At 66.8% G+C, this 16,652-nt stretch carries 16 protein-coding genes; 5 read left to right on the plus strand and 11 right to left on the minus strand.

The genetic code is table 11. From position 1 onward, the window contains the following. Nucleotides 1-19 precede the first annotated feature (19 nt). The 3 genes from QQ25_RS03170 to ligD are packed head-to-tail and all read right to left on the minus strand — an operon-like array spanning nt 20 to nt 3,463. Nucleotides 20-1,483, minus strand: a complete 1,464-nt coding sequence (locus QQ25_RS03170; protein ID WP_039377084.1) for a LutB/LldF family L-lactate oxidation iron-sulfur protein — start codon at nt 1,481-1,483, stop codon at nt 20-22. Continuing rightward, the gene (locus tag QQ25_RS03175) at nt 1,480-2,214 is read right to left on the minus strand and encodes a (Fe-S)-binding protein (RefSeq protein ID WP_039377086.1); all 735 of its coding nucleotides are present in this window, start codon (nt 2,212-2,214) and stop codon (nt 1,480-1,482) included. Before QQ25_RS03175 ends, QQ25_RS03170 begins: the two co-directional genes overlap by 4 nt. 7 nt (nt 2,215-2,221) lie before the next feature. After that, entirely contained in the window at nt 2,222-3,463 is a 1,242-nt protein-coding gene (ligD, locus tag QQ25_RS03180) for a non-homologous end-joining DNA ligase (RefSeq protein WP_039313916.1), read from the minus strand. 54 nt (nt 3,464-3,517) lie between these two features. Between ligD and fadD2 the strand changes: the two genes are divergently transcribed. After that, nucleotides 3,518-5,191 carry a long-chain-fatty-acid--CoA ligase FadD2 gene (fadD2, locus tag QQ25_RS03185; protein ID WP_039377089.1) on the plus strand — a complete coding sequence of 558 codons (1,674 nt, stop codon included), beginning with the start codon at nt 3,518-3,520 and terminating at the stop codon, nt 5,189-5,191. A 29-nt stretch (nt 5,192-5,220) separates the two neighbouring features. After that, on the plus strand, nt 5,221-6,003 hold the full coding sequence (locus tag QQ25_RS03190; RefSeq protein ID WP_039377090.1) for an SDR family NAD(P)-dependent oxidoreductase: 783 nt from the start codon (nt 5,221-5,223) through the stop codon (nt 6,001-6,003). A gap of 16 nt (nt 6,004-6,019) precedes the next feature. On the opposite strand, the gene QQ25_RS03195 is transcribed toward QQ25_RS03190, so the two are convergent. The 6 genes from QQ25_RS03195 to QQ25_RS03220 all read right to left on the minus strand — a co-directional run bounded on the left by QQ25_RS03195 (nt 6,020) and on the right by QQ25_RS03220 (nt 11,718). Continuing rightward, entirely contained in the window at nt 6,020-6,331 is a 312-nt protein-coding gene (locus QQ25_RS03195) for a hypothetical protein (protein WP_039377746.1), read from the minus strand. A gap of 17 nt (nt 6,332-6,348) precedes the next feature. Further along, the gene (locus tag QQ25_RS31060) at nt 6,349-6,636 is read right to left on the minus strand and encodes a hypothetical protein (protein ID WP_039313922.1); all 288 of its coding nucleotides are present in this window, start codon (nt 6,634-6,636) and stop codon (nt 6,349-6,351) included. 62 nt (nt 6,637-6,698) lie between these two features. Continuing rightward, nucleotides 6,699-8,906, minus strand: a complete 2,208-nt coding sequence (locus tag QQ25_RS03205) for an acyl-CoA dehydrogenase family protein (RefSeq protein WP_039377092.1) — start codon at nt 8,904-8,906, stop codon at nt 6,699-6,701. A gap of 85 nt (nt 8,907-8,991) precedes the next feature. Continuing rightward, a complete protein-coding gene (locus QQ25_RS03210; RefSeq protein ID WP_039377747.1) occupies nt 8,992-9,945 on the minus strand; it encodes a 2-hydroxyacid dehydrogenase in 954 nt (317 codons plus the stop codon). A 19-nt stretch (nt 9,946-9,964) separates the two neighbouring features. Next, entirely contained in the window at nt 9,965-11,092 is a 1,128-nt protein-coding gene (locus QQ25_RS31065; protein WP_039377094.1) for an alpha/beta hydrolase, read from the minus strand. After that, entirely contained in the window at nt 11,089-11,718 is a 630-nt protein-coding gene (locus QQ25_RS03220) for a TetR/AcrR family transcriptional regulator (RefSeq protein ID WP_039377097.1), read from the minus strand. Before QQ25_RS03220 ends, QQ25_RS31065 begins: the two co-directional genes overlap by 4 nt. A gap of 121 nt (nt 11,719-11,839) precedes the next feature. Here QQ25_RS03220 and QQ25_RS03225 point away from each other — a divergent pair, with 121 nt between their 5' ends. After that, on the plus strand, nt 11,840-12,418 hold the full coding sequence (locus tag QQ25_RS03225; protein WP_039377100.1) for a VOC family protein: 579 nt from the start codon (nt 11,840-11,842) through the stop codon (nt 12,416-12,418). 49 nt (nt 12,419-12,467) lie between these two features. On the opposite strand, the gene QQ25_RS03230 is transcribed toward QQ25_RS03225, so the two are convergent. Both QQ25_RS03230 and QQ25_RS03235 read right to left on the minus strand, forming a co-directional pair. Further along, nucleotides 12,468-13,304: an SAM-dependent methyltransferase gene (locus QQ25_RS03230; protein WP_039377102.1), complete on the minus strand. Its 837-nt coding sequence runs from the start codon at nt 13,302-13,304 to the stop codon at nt 12,468-12,470. 7 nt (nt 13,305-13,311) lie between these two features. Beyond that, a complete protein-coding gene (locus QQ25_RS03235; RefSeq protein ID WP_039377104.1) occupies nt 13,312-14,193 on the minus strand; it encodes a helix-turn-helix transcriptional regulator in 882 nt (293 codons plus the stop codon). Between the two features lie 101 nt (nt 14,194-14,294). Between QQ25_RS03235 and QQ25_RS03240 the strand changes: the two genes are divergently transcribed. Together QQ25_RS03240 and QQ25_RS03245 are read left to right on the plus strand one after the other, a co-directional pair. Continuing rightward, nucleotides 14,295-15,212: an MBL fold metallo-hydrolase gene (locus QQ25_RS03240; protein WP_039377107.1), complete on the plus strand. Its 918-nt coding sequence runs from the start codon at nt 14,295-14,297 to the stop codon at nt 15,210-15,212. Beyond that, complete coding sequence (locus QQ25_RS03245) at nt 15,205-16,608, plus strand: carboxylesterase/lipase family protein (RefSeq protein ID WP_039377109.1); 1,404 nt, start codon at nt 15,205-15,207, stop codon at nt 16,606-16,608. Before QQ25_RS03240 ends, QQ25_RS03245 begins: the two co-directional genes overlap by 8 nt. The last annotated feature ends 44 nt before the right edge of the window (nt 16,609-16,652 follow it).

Here is a 16,652-nt window from a genome sequence, read left to right on the forward strand (position 1 = left end):
TTGTCGTGTGCCTGGCCGGTCACGGTCGGCCTCCCTCATGGGTCCGGTTCCACCACTGCCGGAACGTCTCGGCGGGCGGCGCCGGGATGTCCCGGCTGGCCGTCCACTTCGAGGCCGGCCAGGGCAACGCGGAGATGCGGTGATCGCGCCCGGCGATCAGGCGACCGGCGCTCAACGCCTTCTCCGCCAGCGAGAACCGACCCGAACCCGCCATCGCCCACGCCGCGGCCTTCATCGCCAGATCCTGGCCGGACGGCAGGCCTCGTCGTTCCTGGTCGACCTGCTTCGCGCGCAGGTGCACGAGGATCGAGGGGATGTCGATGCGTACCGGGCACGCTTCGAAGCACGCCCCGCACAGCGAGGAGGCATACGGCAGGCTGGCATTGGGGTCGTCGTGGCCGGTGGTGCCGGTGAGCTGCGGGCTCAGGATCGCCCCGATCGGGCCCGGGTAGACCGAGCCGTAGGCGTGGCCGCCGGTGCGCTCGTACACCGGGCACACGTTCAGGCATGCGCTGCAGCGGATGCAGTGCAGCGCGGCGCGGCCGACCTCGTCGGCCAGCACCCGGGTACGGCCGTTGTCCAGCAGAACCAGGTGGAATTCCTGTGGTCCGTCGCCGGGATGCACGCCGGTCCACATCGAGGTGTACGGGTTCATCCGTTCGGCCGTCGACGAGCGCGGCAGCAATTGCATGAACACTTCGAGATCGGTGAAGCTCGGAACGATCTTCTCGATGCCCATCACGGTGATCAGCGTCCGCGGCAAGGTCAGGCACATCCGCCCGTTGCCCTCGGATTCCACCACCGCGAGCGTCCCGGTCTCGGCCACACCGAAATTCGCGCCGCTCACCGCCACTTTGGCGGTGAGGAACTTGCGCCGCAGATGGGCCCTGGCCGCCATCGCGAGCACCCGCGGGTCGTCGGTCAGCTCGCCCGCGTCGGGCATCTCCCGCGTGAAGATCTCGCGGATCTCGGCGCGGTTGCGGTGAATCGCCGGAACCAGGATGTGACTGGGCTTGTCGTGGCCGAGCTGCACGATGAGCTCGGCCATATCGGTTTCGAACGCGGCGATGCCCTGCGCTTCCAGATACTCGTTGAGCCCGATCTCCTGAGTGGCCATGGATTTGACCTTCACCACCTCGTCGGAGCCCGTGGCTCGGATGAGATCGGCGACGATGCGGTTGGCCTCGTCGCCGTCGCGGGCCCAGTGCACCACGCCGCCACGTCGGGTGACGTTGTCTTCGAGCTGCTCGAGCAATTCGGGAAGCCGCGCCATGACGTCCTGTTTGAGGGCGCTGCCCGCAGCCCGCAACTGCTCCCAGTCATCGCATTCGCGTATTGCGTTGAGACGCTTGGTGCGAATGGTGTGGGTGGCGTGCCCGATGTTGCGGCGCAACTGGGAGTCGGCGAGCGCGGTGCGAGCGGCTCGCGGGAACGGCTCATCGCCGCGCAGGTTCCCGACGCCGGGGGTGCCGAGAAATGTCATGGCCCGGCCGCCAGGATCTCGGCCAGGTGCACGGTGCGCACCCCGCACCGCAGCCGGCTCAGCCCGCCTCCGATGTGCATCAGGCACGAGGAGTCACCCGCGCTGCACACCTCGGCGTCGGTCTCCAGAATGTGCGCCATCTTGTCGGCCAGCATGGCCGTGGACGTGTCGGAGTTCTTGATCGCGAAGGTTCCGCCGAAGCCGCAACAGGATTCGGCCTCGGGCAACTCGACCAAGGTGAGTGCCCGCACATTGCGCAGCAGCCGCAGCGGCTTGTCACCCACCCCGAGCATGCGCAGTGAGTGGCAGGTGGGGTGATACGTGACGCGGTGCGGATAGTAGGCGCCGACGTCGTCGACACCGAGCACGTCGATCAGGAACTCGGACAACTCGTAGGTCTGTTCGGCCAGTCGCTCGGCGCGGGTTGCCAGGTCCTCCTCGCCGGCCCGACGGGCCACCATCGCATGCTGGTGGCGTACCGAACCCACACATGACCCGGACGGGGCGACGATGGCGTCGCAGTTCGCGGATTCAAAGGCTTCGACATGATTGCGTACGAGCGCGGTGGCTTCCCTGAGATAGCCGGTATTGACATGCATTTGGCCGCAACACGTTTGGGCCTGTGGAAACACCACCTGGTGCCCGAGGCGCTCGAGCAGCTGCACCGTGGCGATCGCTGCGGGCGGGAACATCGCATCCGCCAGGCAGGTCGCGAACAGGGCGATTCGCATTGCGCTCCTATGTGTTTGGTCCGCGTTGCCACTGCGCGCCCCGGTAGTGCTCCCAGGGGTTGTAATCGGCGAGCAGCTCTTCCTGCGGCGGGCGCTGCGACTCGGGCACATGCTGGAGATTGATCCGTACCCGGTACCAGATGGAACTCGGGCCGCGCATGCCGTCGAGCAGGATGTCGACAGGCTCCAGCCGCGCGGCCACCGCGGGATAGCGCTCGCGCCACACGTCCAGCGCCGCCAGCGCCTCGTCCTTGGTCTTGGTCTTGGCGATCTCGATCAGCGGCATCGAAGAAACGCGCCTGCCGTCCTTCGACGCGCCCTTGGGTGCCTTCTCGGCCGGGCCGAGTTCTTTGGCGAGCCCGAGCAGCGCGTCCAACTGGCCGACCGTGACGTCCATGCCCTCCCACGGGTCACCGATCTCGGCGAACCGGTCGGGCACGGTGGCGATCGTGAAGGCCTCGGGCCGGCAGCCGTCGACCTCGTCCCAGCGCAGCGGGGTCGACACCCGGGCATCGGCGGTGGCCCGCACGGAATAAGCCGATGCCACCGTGCGGTCCTTGGCGTTCTGGTTGAAGTCGACGAACACGCGCGTGCCCCGTTCTTCCTTCCACCAGCGCGCGGTCGCAATGTCCGGCGCCCTGAGCTCCACCGCCCGAGCCACTGTCTCGGCCGCCAGTCGCACCTTGGCGAAAGGCCACGTCGGCTGGATGCGCGCATAGATGTGGAAACCGCGCGAGCCCGACGTCTTGGGCCACGCGGTCAGGCCGTGCTCCTCAAGCACCGCCCGGGCAATGTGAGCGACGTCGACGATCTGGGACCAGCCGACCCCGGGCATCGGGTCCAGATCGACGCGGAGTTCATCGGGATGGTCGAGATCCTCGGCCCGCACCGGATGCGGGTTGAGGTCGACACATCCCAGATTCACCGCCCACGCCAGGCCAGCCGTATCGCGCAGGACCGCTTCCTTGGCCGACGTGCCCGACCGATACTTGAGCTCGGCCACGTCCACGTAGTCCGGCCGCTTCTCCGGCGCGCGTTTCTGGAAGATGGCCTCCTCGGCGATGCCCTTGACGAACCTTTTGAGGATCATCGGGCGGCCGTACACCCCGCGCAGCGCCCCGTCGGCCACCGCGCGGTAATAGTTGATCAGGTCCAGCTTGGTGACGTGCGCGTCAGGGAAAACCACCTTGTCGGGGTTGCTGACGGCCACCTCGAGGCCGTCGATCTCCAGCGACGTTGCACCGGCCATGACCACATCGTAGTTACCACCCCTGGTGCGATAGATGTCACTTATTGTTGCGACATGCCAAGTCTGTCTGATCTGCCGGCGACCCTGACCGCGAAGGCCAAGCAGTACGCGGAGCGCGGCGCGGCCGAATTGCACTACGCGCGCAAGATGTTCGAGGCGGGCGCGCTGCGGCTGGAACCGCCACAGAACATCGTGGCCATGTTGGGTGACATCCGTACCTGGGGTGAGATCGGCATGATCCCGGCGCTCAACGCGCGTCGGCACCCCAACCGCGTCGCGGTCATCGACGACGAGGGTGAATTCACGTTCGGAGAACTCGACGCCGCCGCACACGCGGTGGCTCACGAGTTGCTCACCATGGGTGTCACGGGCGGTGACGGGGTAGGGATCCTGGCCCGCAACCACCGCTGGTTCCTGGTCGCGCTGTACGGCGCGGCTCGAGTGGGCGCCCGCATCGTCCTGCTCAATTCGGAGTTCTCGGGGCCACAGATCAAAGAGGTCTCCGAACGCGAGGGCGCCAAGGTGATCATCTACGACGACGAGTACACCGCCGCGGTCAACCATGCCGAACCAGAATTGGGCAAGCTACGGGCGCTGGGCGTCAACCCGGATTCCGAGAAGCCGTCCGGCAGCACCGATGAGACCCTGGCCGACGTCATCGCGCGCAGCAACGGCCGGCCCGCACCCAAGGCCAGCCAACATCCGTCGATCATCATCCTGACCAGCGGCACCACCGGGACGCCCAAGGGCGCCAACCGTGCCGCCCCGCCGTCGCTGGCCCCGATCGGCGGCGTGCTGTCGCACGTCCCGTTCAAGGCCGGCGAGGTGACCTCGCTGCCCGCGCCGATGTTCCACGCGCTCGGCTTCCTGCATGCCACCATCGCGATGATGCTGGGCACGACCCTGGTGCTGCGTCGCCGGTTCAAACCCGCCACCCTGTTGGAAGACGTTGAGAAACACCACGTCACCGCCATGGTGGTGGTGCCGGTCATGCTCTCGCGGATGCTCGACCATCTGGAGCAGATGACACCCAAGCCCAATTTGTCGTCGCTGCGCATCGTCTTCGTCTCCGGATCCCAGTTGGGCGCCGAGCTGGCCTCGCGTGCCCCCAAAGAACTCGGGCCGGTCGTCTACAACCTCTACGGTTCGACCGAGATCGCGTTCGCGAGCATCGCGCGCCCCAAGGATCTGTCGATCAACCCGGCAACGGTGGGGCCGGTGGTCAAGGGCATCACCGTGAAGATCATCGACGACAACGGCAACGAACTCCCGCAGGGACAGGTGGGCCGCATCTTCGTGCGAAACACGTTCCCGTTCAAGGGATATACCGGAGGTGGCGGCAAACAGATCATCGACGGGATGCTGTCGTCGGGCGATGTCGGCTACTTCGACGAGCACGGTCTGCTCTACGTCAGCGGCCGCGACGACGAGATGATCGTCTCCGGCGGGGAGAACGTGTTCCCCGCCGAGGTCGAGGATCTGATCAGCGGGCACCCCGACGTCGTCGAAGCCACCGCGCTCGGCGTCGAGGACAAGGAATGGGGTGCCCGGCTCAAGGCATTCGTGGTGAAGGCCGACGGGGCGGACCTCGACGAGGACACCGTCAAGTCCTACGTGAAAGAGCATCTGGCCCGCTACAAGGTGCCGCGCGAGGTGGTCTTCCTCGACGAGCTGCCGCGCAACCCGACCGGCAAGATCCTCAAGCGCGAGCTGCGCAACTTGGAATAGTCTGCCGCCCGCGGTGGTAGTACAACCCTGTGAACATCGACCTCAGCGGAAAGACAGCCCTCGTCACGGGCTCCACCCAGGGCATCGGCCTGGCCATTGCCGAGCAACTGGCCCGCAGCGGCGCCCGGGTGGCCGTCAACGGCCGGACGACCGAACGCGTCGATGAGGCCGTCGCCAAGTTGGGCGAGTTCGACATCCTCGGTGCCGCCGCTGACGTATCGACCGAGGAGGGGACGGCTGACCTGCTGCGTCAGTTGCCCACCGTGGACATCCTGGTCAACAACCTCGGGATCTTCGGCGCGGTGCCGCCGCTGGAGATCACCGACGAACAGTGGCGTACCTACTTCGACGTGAATGTCCTTGCCTCGGTACGGCTTATCCGTAGCTACCTGCCCGGGATGACCGAGCGGGGCTGGGGCCGGGCGATGCAGATCGCCAGTGACTCGGCCATTGTGACGCCCGCCGAGATGATCCACTACGGGGTGTCCAAGACGGCGCTGCTCGCGGTGTCACGCGGTTTCGCCAAGGAGGCCGCGGGTACCGGCGTGACGGTCAACTCGGTGATCGCCGGTCCGACCCACACCGCCGGTGTCGAGGATTTCGTGTATCAGCTCGTCGACAAGTCGTTGCCGTGGGATGAGGCGCAGCGGGAGTTCATGGTCAAGCATCGGCCGCAGTCCTTGATCCAGCGCCTGATCGAGCCCGAGGAGATCGCGAACATGGTGACCTACCTGGCCTCGCCGCTGGCCTCGGCCACCACCGGCGGTGCGCTGCGCGTCGACGGTGGCTACGTCGATTCGATCCTGCCGTAGTTTTCCCGGCGCGCGGTCAGGCGAGCATGGCCGAACCCGGCACCGCCAGAGCCATCAGCGACAAAGCCAACAGGAACCAACCCGCGCCGTGCCAGATCGGCCATGTCCCCTCGGCTTTCCACACCTGGTAGGTGCGGACGAATGCGCCGACCCCTCCGACGAACAGAATCGTCGGCACCAGCGTTGCAGACAGCGTCGAATGGTCGAATGCGTAGAACACCAAGGCAAGCCCGGCGACGGCGATCACGGCCAACGCATAGACCGCCGCCGACCTGAACATCTGCGGATCGTGCCAACGCTTTTCGACGTCGTTGCGGTCGCCGGTCATGGTCTCGGGTCGCATCCTCACGGCGGTCCGTTGATGTACCAGGCCAGACATCCCGGCTTGCCCCGGCACGCGATGATGGCGCCGGCGTCGGGAGCCGAACCGCGTACCCGCGGTGGCCTGGGCTGCAGGTTGCAGTTCACCACATACGGGTTCCACGGAATGACGCCGTTCACACATGGCTCGGCGTGGGTTTGGGTGGGCGCGGGGGAGACCTGCCCCCACACGGCGGTCGGTGCGATGACGACCGACAGCGCAGCTGCGCCCAGCAGCACCGGGCGCAGAATGCGTGGTCGTGACGTCCTCATCATGAGTGTCAACCGTTTCTGCTAGCCGCCTATTTCGACGGTACGCCTGACCCGCGCCGAAGTTACGGATCGCGCGGCAGGCCCAGCAGACGCTCGGCGATGATGTTGAGCTGAACTTCGGTGGTGCCGCCGTAGATCGTGGTGGCGCGGCTTGCCAACAGGTACTCAGCCCAGCGGCCGAATTCCGACTCCGGGTCGCCGATGGCGCCGTCGGTGCCGAAGGAGGCGACCGCGAACTCCGCGTATCCCTGGCCGGTTTTCATCGACAACAGCTTGGAGATGGCCGCGGCCGGCATGGCGTCGCCGCCCGCCAGCGTCAGCAGCGTAGACCGCAGGTTGAGCACCTTGGCGGCATGGCCTTCGGCGATCAGCTGACCCGCGCGGTTCTGGTCGATCTGGTCGAACTGGCCCGCGCCGAGGAATGCGACGAACTGCTCGAGATTGGCCAGGAACGGTGGCTCACTGCTGCCGATCGACACCCGCTCGTTGGTCAGGGTGTTGCGGCTGACCTCCCAGCCTCGGTTGACCTCACCGAGCACCATGTCGTCGGGCACGAACACGTCGTCGATGAACACTGTGTTGAACATCGCGTTGCCGGTCAGCTCTCGCAGCGGCTTGACCTCGACGCCCGGCGCCTTCATGTCGAGCAGAAAGTACGTGATGCCATTGTGTTTCGGAGCGTTGGAATCCGTCCGGGCCAGCAGGGCGCCCCACGCCGAGTACTGCGCGCCCGTCGTCCAGATCTTCTGCCCGGTGATGCGCCAGCCCCCGTCGACCTTGGTGGCCTTGGTGGTCAGGCTGGCCAGGTCCGAACCCGCACCCGGCTCGGAAAACAGCTGGCACCAGATCATCTCGCCGCGGAACGTCGGCGGCAGGAAGCGCTGCTTCTGCTCGTCGGTGCCGAAAGCCACGATCGACGGGATGATCCACGAGGCAATGCCCATCTGCGGGCGCCGCACACGGCCGCTGTTGAACTCCTGGGCGATGATGATCTGCTCGATCGGTTCTGACGCGCGGCCCCATGGCCTGGGCAGGTGCGGCTGCACCCATCCGCCTTCGGCGATCGCGATATTGCGCTCCGCGCCGCTCGGAATCGCTTTCAGCCCAGCCACTTCCGCGCGGATCTCGTCACGCAGCTTCTCGGTGTCGGGATCGAGGTCGATGTCGACCGGGCGTATTCCGGATGTGGTGGCGGTATCGACCACCGTCTGCGGGTAGTCCGAGGCCCGGCCGAAGCACGCGGCCAGCACGAGCGCGCGCCGGTAGTAGACGTTCGCGTCGTGCTCCCAGGTGAATCCGATACCGCCGTGCACCTGGATGCAGTCCTGGGTGGTGTGCTGCGCGGCGGCCGGCGCCAGGGTGGCAGCCACCGCGGCGGCGAACTCGAAATGAGTTGTCGCCGAATCGTCTTCTTGCGCCTCGTCCAAAGCCCGGGCAGCGTCCCAGACGGCGGCGGTGGCCCGCTCGGTGTCGGCGATCATCCCGGCGCACTTGTGTTTGATCGCCTGGAACTGGCCGATCGGCCGGCCGAACTGTTCGCGGATCTTGGCGTAGGCGGTGGCGGTGTCGGTGGCCCAGCGGGCGACGCCGATCGCCTCGGCCGACAGCAGCGTGGTGATCAATGCCCTGGCGCGGGTGCTTCCGAGGTTGGCGAGCACGCGATCGCCGGTCACCTCGGTGGCGTTGGCCCGCACGTGCGCCAGCGGGCGCAGCGGATCGACACTGCGCACCGGCTCGATCTCCAGCTGGGCGGCGTCGAGGACGACCCACTGGACGCCGGACTCGATCGCGACCGGAAGCGCCAGCACCGAGGCTTGGGCGGCGGCGGGCACTGCCCGTGCCTCGCCGCGGATGACCAGGCCATCGCCGTGCTTGGTCGCGGTCAGACCGGAGTCGATGGCGTAGGTCGCGATGGTCTCGCCCGAGGCGAGGCCGGCGAGCACCTTGGCCTCCGGATTGTCGGCCGAGATCAGCGCACCGGCGATCGCCGACGGGACGAACGGTCCGGGGACTGCGCCGTAGCCGAACTCGGCCAGGGTGATGGCCAGCTCCAGGATCCCGAAACCTTGCCCGCCAACGGCTTCCGAAAGATGGACGCCGTGCAGGCCCTGCTCGGCCGCGGGTTTCCAATACGGCGGGGGGTTGGGGATCGGGTTCTGCCAGTCCGCGTCCAGGGCTTCGTGCAGCACCTCGGACGGTGCCACTCGTGCTACCAGGGACCGAACTGAATCGGCCAGGTCGCTGTGCTCAGACGTGATCGCAATGGGCATGCGGCACCTCCATCCGGGGCATGTCTCGAATAACCGGTCGGTTGGGCCGAGGGTACCCCGGCGTGATGCGCGCCACTCCGTCGGCCTATCTGACTGCGTTTACTACGTTGGCCAGGTGCTCGCCGTCGCGAATGCGACGGCAGTTGTCGATCGCCATGGTCAGATAGCGCCGCATGGTGTCCGCGGTGTACCAGGTGACGTGCGGGGTGAGCACCACATTGGGCAGCTCCAGCAGGGGGTTTCCTGGCGACACCGGCTCCTCGGCGAAGACGTCGAGACCGGCTGCGGACAACTGCCCGGTGCGCAGTGCGTCGACGAGGGCTGACTCGTCGACGATGGGTCCGCGTGCGGTGTTGACGACGACGGCGCCCGGCTTCATCGACGCCAGGGCCTTGCCGTCGAGCAACCCTCGGGTCGACTCGGTCAACGGAAGGTGCAGCGAGACGATATCGCTGACCGCCAACAGATCTGGCAGGCTGCGCCATCCTGGATGGCCGGTGTCGCGGGTGCTGGTGTGGATCACCTGTGACGGCTCGGCACCCATCGCGATGACGATCTTTTCGACCCGCTTGGCGACGTTGCCGTAGCCCAGCAGGCCCACCGTGCATCCGCTGATGTCGCGCACGGTTTCACCCAGGCTGGGATCCGAGGGCCAGCCTTTGCCCTCGCGGGTGGCACGGTTGAGTTCGGGCAGCCGGCGCAGCGCGGCGAGCATCAGCAGCACGGCGCCCTCTGCCACCGACGGCGCGTTGGCGCCGGGCATGTTGGCCACCAGGATGCCCAGCCGGGTGGCGGTGTCGACGTCGACGGTGTTCACCCCGGCGCCCAGCTTGTGCACCAGCCGCAGGCGCAGTCCCTGCTCCAGGTCATCGCCGGAGACCGGCCGCAACACATGCCAGAGCACCTCGGCGGAGGGTAGTTCTCGGTAGAATCTGATGTCATCGTCCTCGGCGCAGAACGTCACGTCCAACCAGTCTTGTTGGGGTGCAAGAAAATCCAGCACCTTATCCCCGGGGGTGAAGTGGGCCAGGACCCTGATCCGCCCGGGGTTCACCCGGTCACCGCCACCGCTTCGCGATCCATCGGGCGATGGTATCGGCCTGCTCGTCGCGCGCACCCGGAGTGGTGAAGTAGTGATCGGTGTCGATCGAGCACTGGGCTTTGTCCGTGCTCGCCAACGCGTCGTAGATGCGTTTGGCGTCGGACGGATACACTCCGGTGTCCTGGTCGGCATTGATGACCAATGCGGGACAGGTGATCCGGGCCAGGTGGGGTTCGGCCCGTGTCTGGGCGTGTCGCAGGCTCCACATGCCGATCCAGTTGCGCACGGTGGTGGCCGCGGCGATGCCACGCGCCGACCGGTTGGCCTTGATCGGGGTTCCGGCGTAACACAGGTTGGCCTGCCGGTTGGTCGGCTCGACCGTCGGATCGACCATCCTCGGGTCGGCCCAGGTGCGCATGACGGTGAACGGGCGGTCCGAATATCCTGCCGCCTGAACCTTTTTGAGCTCATCTTCGGCCCAGTCGGTGATCTTCTCGTTGCGGGCGACCTGGGCGGCGCGATACCGCGCCACGAACTCCGCCGAATACGGCGCGGGGTTGCGTTCGTCGAACAGGTCGAGCTCGGGGTCGCTGGCGACGGCGTCGTTCTCGTCGACGACGGAGGCGTCCATCCAGGCGGTCAGAACATCGGGGCGCCCGGGGTGGGCGGCGCTGGCCACATACCCGTCGGCGGGCAACAGTTCTGTCAGCCCCGCTGCCGGCCGCATCCCGTCCAGTGGCTGCACATTCGGGTCGACGGCTTGGGACTGGTAGGCGGCCATCAGGGATCCGCCGCCGGAGTTACCGAGCAAGACAACGGTTTCGATGCCCTGAACCTCCCGCAGCCACCGCACGCCGACTCCGATGTCGACGAGGGCATGATCGAGCAGGAAGCTGCTCTCGAATCCGCGGAAGCGGGTGTTCCACCCGAGGAATCCGATACCCCTGCCGGCCAGATGGTCCGCGAGATAGTGCTCGGAGAAGTCGATCTGGTAGTGGGTGGCGATCACGGCGACCGTCGGCTTGTGTTCCGCGCTCCGGTAATACAGGCCCTGGCACGGGTATCCGCCCGCGCCGGCCCGCTGAGCCGTCGGCGATTCCAGGCCGACGAATTCGCGAACCACTTCCGGTGACGCTGTGCTCATGAACGCGGGTTCCCCTCGTGGTAGATGGTCCGGTAGAAGACGTTGGCCAGCGTGGTGATGCACGCGGTGTCGTCGGCGGCGGCATCGCGCCCGCCGGACAATTGGGTGTAGCAGAACTGGTTGAGCATCGACACCAGTGCGACCGCCGTCAGGTGCGCATCGTCGTCGGGGCAGAAGCCGTGCTGCTGAGCGTGTTTGATCATCTCGGTGATCATGGCGATCGGCAGTTGGCAGATCTCGTCCCAGTATTCGGCGAAGTCGTCGTCGATCATCGCCATCTGGGACACGCTGATGATCTCGGCCAGGCGGTGCCGGTAGGTCATCCAGTGCGCCGACGCCGCCTGATGGCAGCGTTGCCAGTTGGTGAGATCCGGCGCGGTCGCCGGAAGCGCGCGCTCGCGGGCCTCGTTGCGGAAGCGCAGGGCCCATTCGCGGACCATGGCCTCCTTCGAGGCGTAGTAGTTGTAGAACGATGCGGCGGACCGGCCGGCCTCTGAAGCGATGTCGGAGATCGTCGTGGCCAGGATGCCCTTACGGGCGATCACCGCACGGGCCGCGGTGTCGATCGCCGCCTGGGTTTGGCGGCCACGCGCGGTCGGCAACGGGGTTCGGGGGCTGACGGTCACGGATTTCCTCACTCCCGGGCGGGCCGAGAATTGGCACACCATTGATCACATCTGAATCTGATGTTAGATTCAGATTCGCAGTTGCGCCAGTGTTCGGTGTCCGCCTCGGAGGTGTGTCGACGTGATCAAGCCCAACAACCCCAACCCGGAGTTCGAGTTCGGCGGCATCAACCATGTGGCGCTGGTGTGCGCCGACATGGCACGCACCGTTGACTTCTACACCAACGTGCTCGGTATGCCACTGATCAAATCGCTGGACCTGCCCGGCGATATGGGCCAGCACTTCTTCTTCGACGCGGGCAATGGTGACTGCATCGCGTTCTTCTGGTTCCGTGAGGCGCCCGACGGTGTGCCCGGCATTTCAGCGCCCGCGGCGATCCCCGGCATCGGTGAATTCGTCAGCGCCACCGGCTCACTGAACCACATCGCCCTGCACGTGCCGGCCGAGAAGTTCGACGAGTACCGGCAGAAGCTCAAGGCCAAGGGAGTGCGGGTCGGCCCGGTGCTCAACCATGACGACAGCCCGATGCAAGCGTCGGCGACAGTGCATCCCGGCGTTTACGTACGGTCGTTCTACTTCCTCGACCCCGACGGCATCACCCTGGAATTCGCCTGTTGGACCAAGGAATTCACCGACGGCGACGCACAGGCAGCGCCCAAGACCGCTGCGGACCGTCGCCCCCCGGTGCGTGCGGGATAGTCGATTCCGGACAGCAGCGGTTATCCACTGACTTTCCGGCGCCTCGGCGTCAGGACTTGGTCGCCGTCACAAAATACCCAAGCGGCACCCCGGGCACTTCCAGTGGCACCGCCGGCGCGAACCAGCGGCCCCACTTATTGCCGGGTTCGGCCACATCGGTGACGGCTGCTGACCAGCCCAGCGGTTCACACAGCTGCTCCGGGGCGTCGGTGCCGAACAGCCACGGTGCCCCGTTGCGCGACATCTGTTCACGGACCGCGGTCAGCATCACGCTGTCCAGCAGCACCTTGCCGACAATGTCGTAGAGCAGGACGGAGCCGGGTGCGGATACCGCGTCGACCCGCTCGAACAATGTGTGCACGGCGCGCTCGCCGAGATACTGCAGCAGGCCTTCCATCAACCACACGGTGGGCAGACCGGCGTCAAAGCCGTTGGCTCGCAAGGTATCGGTCCAGTCGGTGGTGAGATCGACACCGATCGCCACCCGTCGGCACCGCGGTTTGTCGTCGGCCAGCGCTTCAGCCTTGGCCGCGATCACCGCGGGCTGATCGAGTTCGAACACCGTGGTGCCGTCGGGCCACCGCAGCCGGTAGGCCCGCGCATCCAAGCCCGCGGCAAGGATCACCACCTGCGTGACGGGCGGCACCGCGGAAAGGAGCGCCTCGTCCCAGAAGCGGGTGCGCACCACGATCTGCAGTGTGGACTTGTCGCCGCTGGCGGCGATGGCTTCAGCGAGCATGTGCCGCCCTGATTCACCGGCCAGGCGTGCTGCGAACGGGTCTTCGAAAAGCCGGTCGGGGCGGCGGGTTTCCTCCGCGCGGATGGCCGCCACCAGGACACCGGTGTCGGCCACTGCCCGGCCTGGAGTCTGTCCGGAGTTGGTCATGGCGCCATCATGCGCGTCCGGCAGCCGTGGACGCTTGGATATTTTTGTCCGGGTTCCCGCGGGCGAGGAGTTGCAGCGCATCCGCGGAACTCGACCCTTCCGCGGTCGTCACCACACACAGTGATTGTTCGATGTCGCGGGCGAGTTTCAGGTTCTGCATGGTGACGGTGAGCGGGCCGGCGAGCGGGTGCCGCAGCTCGTAGGAATCGGCCTCGCACGGCTTGACACGGTGATCGGCCCACAGCGCGACGAACTCCGGGCTCTTGACCGACAATTCGCCGATCAGGGAGGACAACAGTGCGTCGTCGGGATGCCGGCCCGCGGCGAGCCGGAGACTACCCACCACCGTCCGGACCTTGCGGTGCCAATCCACATAGAGGTCGCGCGTGTGCGGATCGAGGAACAGCAGCCGGGCCAGGTTGGGCCGTGTCGCGGGGTTGTCCACCGACGCGAAATCCACATGGCCGGCCAGCAGGGCATGGCCCAGCTCGTTCCAGGCCAGGACGTCAGTGCGACGGCCGACCACGAGCACCGGCAGGTGGTCCAGCGATCGCAGCAGATCGCGGGTCAATGTGCTGACGCGCTCGACCGGAGGGCGGCGAGGCGGCTGCGCACGCTGGGACGCCAGCTCCCGCAGATGGGCCTGCTCGTGGATGTCCAACTGCAGGGCCCGGGCGAGCGCGTCGAGGATGGTCTCCGAGGCGTTCACCGACTGCCCCTGCTCCAGCCGCGTGTAGTAGGAAACGCTGACCCCGGCCAGCTGAGCGACCTCTTCCCGCCGCAGTCCCGCCACTCGTCGTCGTTCGCCGTACCGTGACAGCCCCACATCCTCCGGATGCAGCCGCCCGCGACGGGCCCGCAGGAATTCGCCGAGTTGTCCCGTGGTCATGACTTCACTATGCCGCCGGTCTGATACGTCGTGCCTATCCCTGCCAGTGGTAGGCACCGTTGGGCCTGGTTGGCCGTCCACCGCGCTGCCAGGCTGGCGGCATGAACGAAATCGTGTTGGGCGACGTCACGGTGACCCGGGTCATGGAGTACTACGGCTCGGTGCGGCTGTCGCCGCGGGAGTTCTTTCCGGAGAGCCCGGAGGAGTCGTGGCGGCGCAACGAAGCATGGATGGTTCCTGATTTCTATGATCCCGATGACGACGTCTGCGTCTCCGCGATCCAGACTTGGCTGCTGCGCAGCGAGGGGAAGACCATCCTGGTCGACACTGGCGTGGGCAACCACAAGGATCGGCCCCACGCGCCGGTGTGGCATCGGCTGGATACCGATTTCCTCGGGAACCTGGCCCGGGCCGGCGTCGCTCCCGAGGACGTCGACGTGGTGATCAACACCCATCTCCATGTCGACCACGTCGGCTGGAACACCTACCTCGATGACGGCAGTTGGATACCGACGTTCCCGAACGCCACCTACCTGATGCCGCGCGCCGACTTCGATTTCTGGAACCCGGCCAATCGGGGCGGCGCGGTCCCCGGACGGGACAACGTCTTCCTCGACAGCGTTGCGCCGGTGCACCGAGCGGGACAAACCACGTTGTGGGAGGACACCTTTCAGATCGATACCAACCTCACGCTGGAACCGGCACCCGGCCACACCCCGGGCTCCGCGGTGGTCAGGCTCCAGTCTGGAACTGACCACGCTGTTTTCGTCGGTGACATGATGCACACCCCGCTGCAGATCGTCGAGCCCGACACCAACAGTTGCTACTGCGAGGACCCGGTGCAGGCGCGGGCCACCCGACGTCGGGTGCTGGATCAGGCAGCCGACACCAACACCCTGGTGATCCCGGCGCATTTCGGCGGGCATGGAGCCGCCGAGGTGATGCGTGACGGCGACCGGTTCGCCGTGAAGGCATGGGCACCGTTCGACCGACTGACACGGGGGACCGAGAATGGCTGAACCCATCGTCGATACCGCCGGCGGAGCCGTCCGCGGGACGCGCACCCGAGACGCGCTGGCCTTCCTGGGGATTCCTTACGCTGCACCGCCCATCGCCTCAGGTCGCTTCGCGGCTCCGGAACCACGTGAGCCGTGGGGCGATCTGCGAGATGCGACTCGGCTCGGACCGACCGCACCACAGCCGCCCCGAAACGGCTTTGGGCGCTTGGATATGTCGCCGTTCTTCGGGCCGGGCTGGGTGCCCGGCGACGACTACCTCACGGTCAACGTGTGGACTCCGCCGAACGCGCGCCGTCGGCCGGTCATGGTGTTCGTCCATGGAGGTGGCTTCGTGGCGGGCTCCACGCGCTCGCCGCTGTATGACGGCACTGCCTTCGCCTGCGACGGCGTAGTTCTGGTGACCGTCACCTATCGGCTCGGCATCACCGGTTTTCTGGATCTCCCCGGGGCCGTACCCAACCGAGGCCTGCTCGACGTGTTGGCGGCGCTGGCCTGGGTGCAAGCCAACATCGAGGCATTCGGTGGGGATCCGGGCAACGTCACCTTGTTCGGCCAGTCCGCCGGCGCGACGATCACTGCCGGAGTGCTGAGCACGCCCGGCGTAGAGCGGCTGATCCGCCGCGCAATCATGCAGAGCGGCAACGGCTTCGGTGCGTTCAGCCCGATGCAAGCGGCATTGGTGACCACGGCGGCGGCTGAGACCCTGGCGGTTGAGCCCACGGCGGCTGCGTTCGACCGGCTTTCGGACCAGCAGCTGGTCGCCGTGGTGGCCAAGCTGGGTGGGCTGGATCTGCGCACCGACGGGCGGTTCGACCCGCTGCTGGGTCTGAGTCCGTTCAGTCTCGTGCTGGCCGACCAGCCCGCGGAGCAGCTCAATCCCGACGTCGGTCTGCTCATCGGGACCAACACCGAGGAGGGCAACCTGTACCTGATGCCGCAGGGCCACCTCGACTCCTCCACCCGCGGCGACGTCGAGCAGCTCGCCGCGCAGGTGGAAACTGATCCGGCCGCTCTGATCCAGCGGTACCGCAAGCGTTTTCCGCAGGCGAGCTGGGGTGAGCTGCGCTCGTCGATCCTCGGTGACGCGCTGTTCCGGACCGGCAGCGATCGCACCGCTCAGGCCCACACAGAACTGGATGGGTCTACGACGCACCGCTACGAATTCTGTTGGCGCTCTGAAGCTGTGGATGGCGCCTTGGGCGCGGCGCACGCGGTTGAGCTGCCGTTCGTGTTCGACCGGATCGGGGTGACGTCGTTGCGCGGGCCTGGGGCATTGCTCGGCCCCGGCGAGCCTCCGGCTGCGTTGGCCGCCGAGATGCACGGTGCCTGGGTCGGTTACGCCACGACCGGAGATCCGGGCTGGGCGCCGTCGGCGATGCACAGATTCACCGGCTGATCCCGACTTGACTGGGAAGCGCGGAGGGGCGCAGCAACACCGGG

The sequence above is a fragment of the Mycolicibacterium setense genome (genome assembly GCF_000805385.1).
Taxonomy (GTDB): Bacteria; Actinomycetota; Actinomycetes; order Mycobacteriales; family Mycobacteriaceae; genus Mycobacterium; species Mycobacterium setense.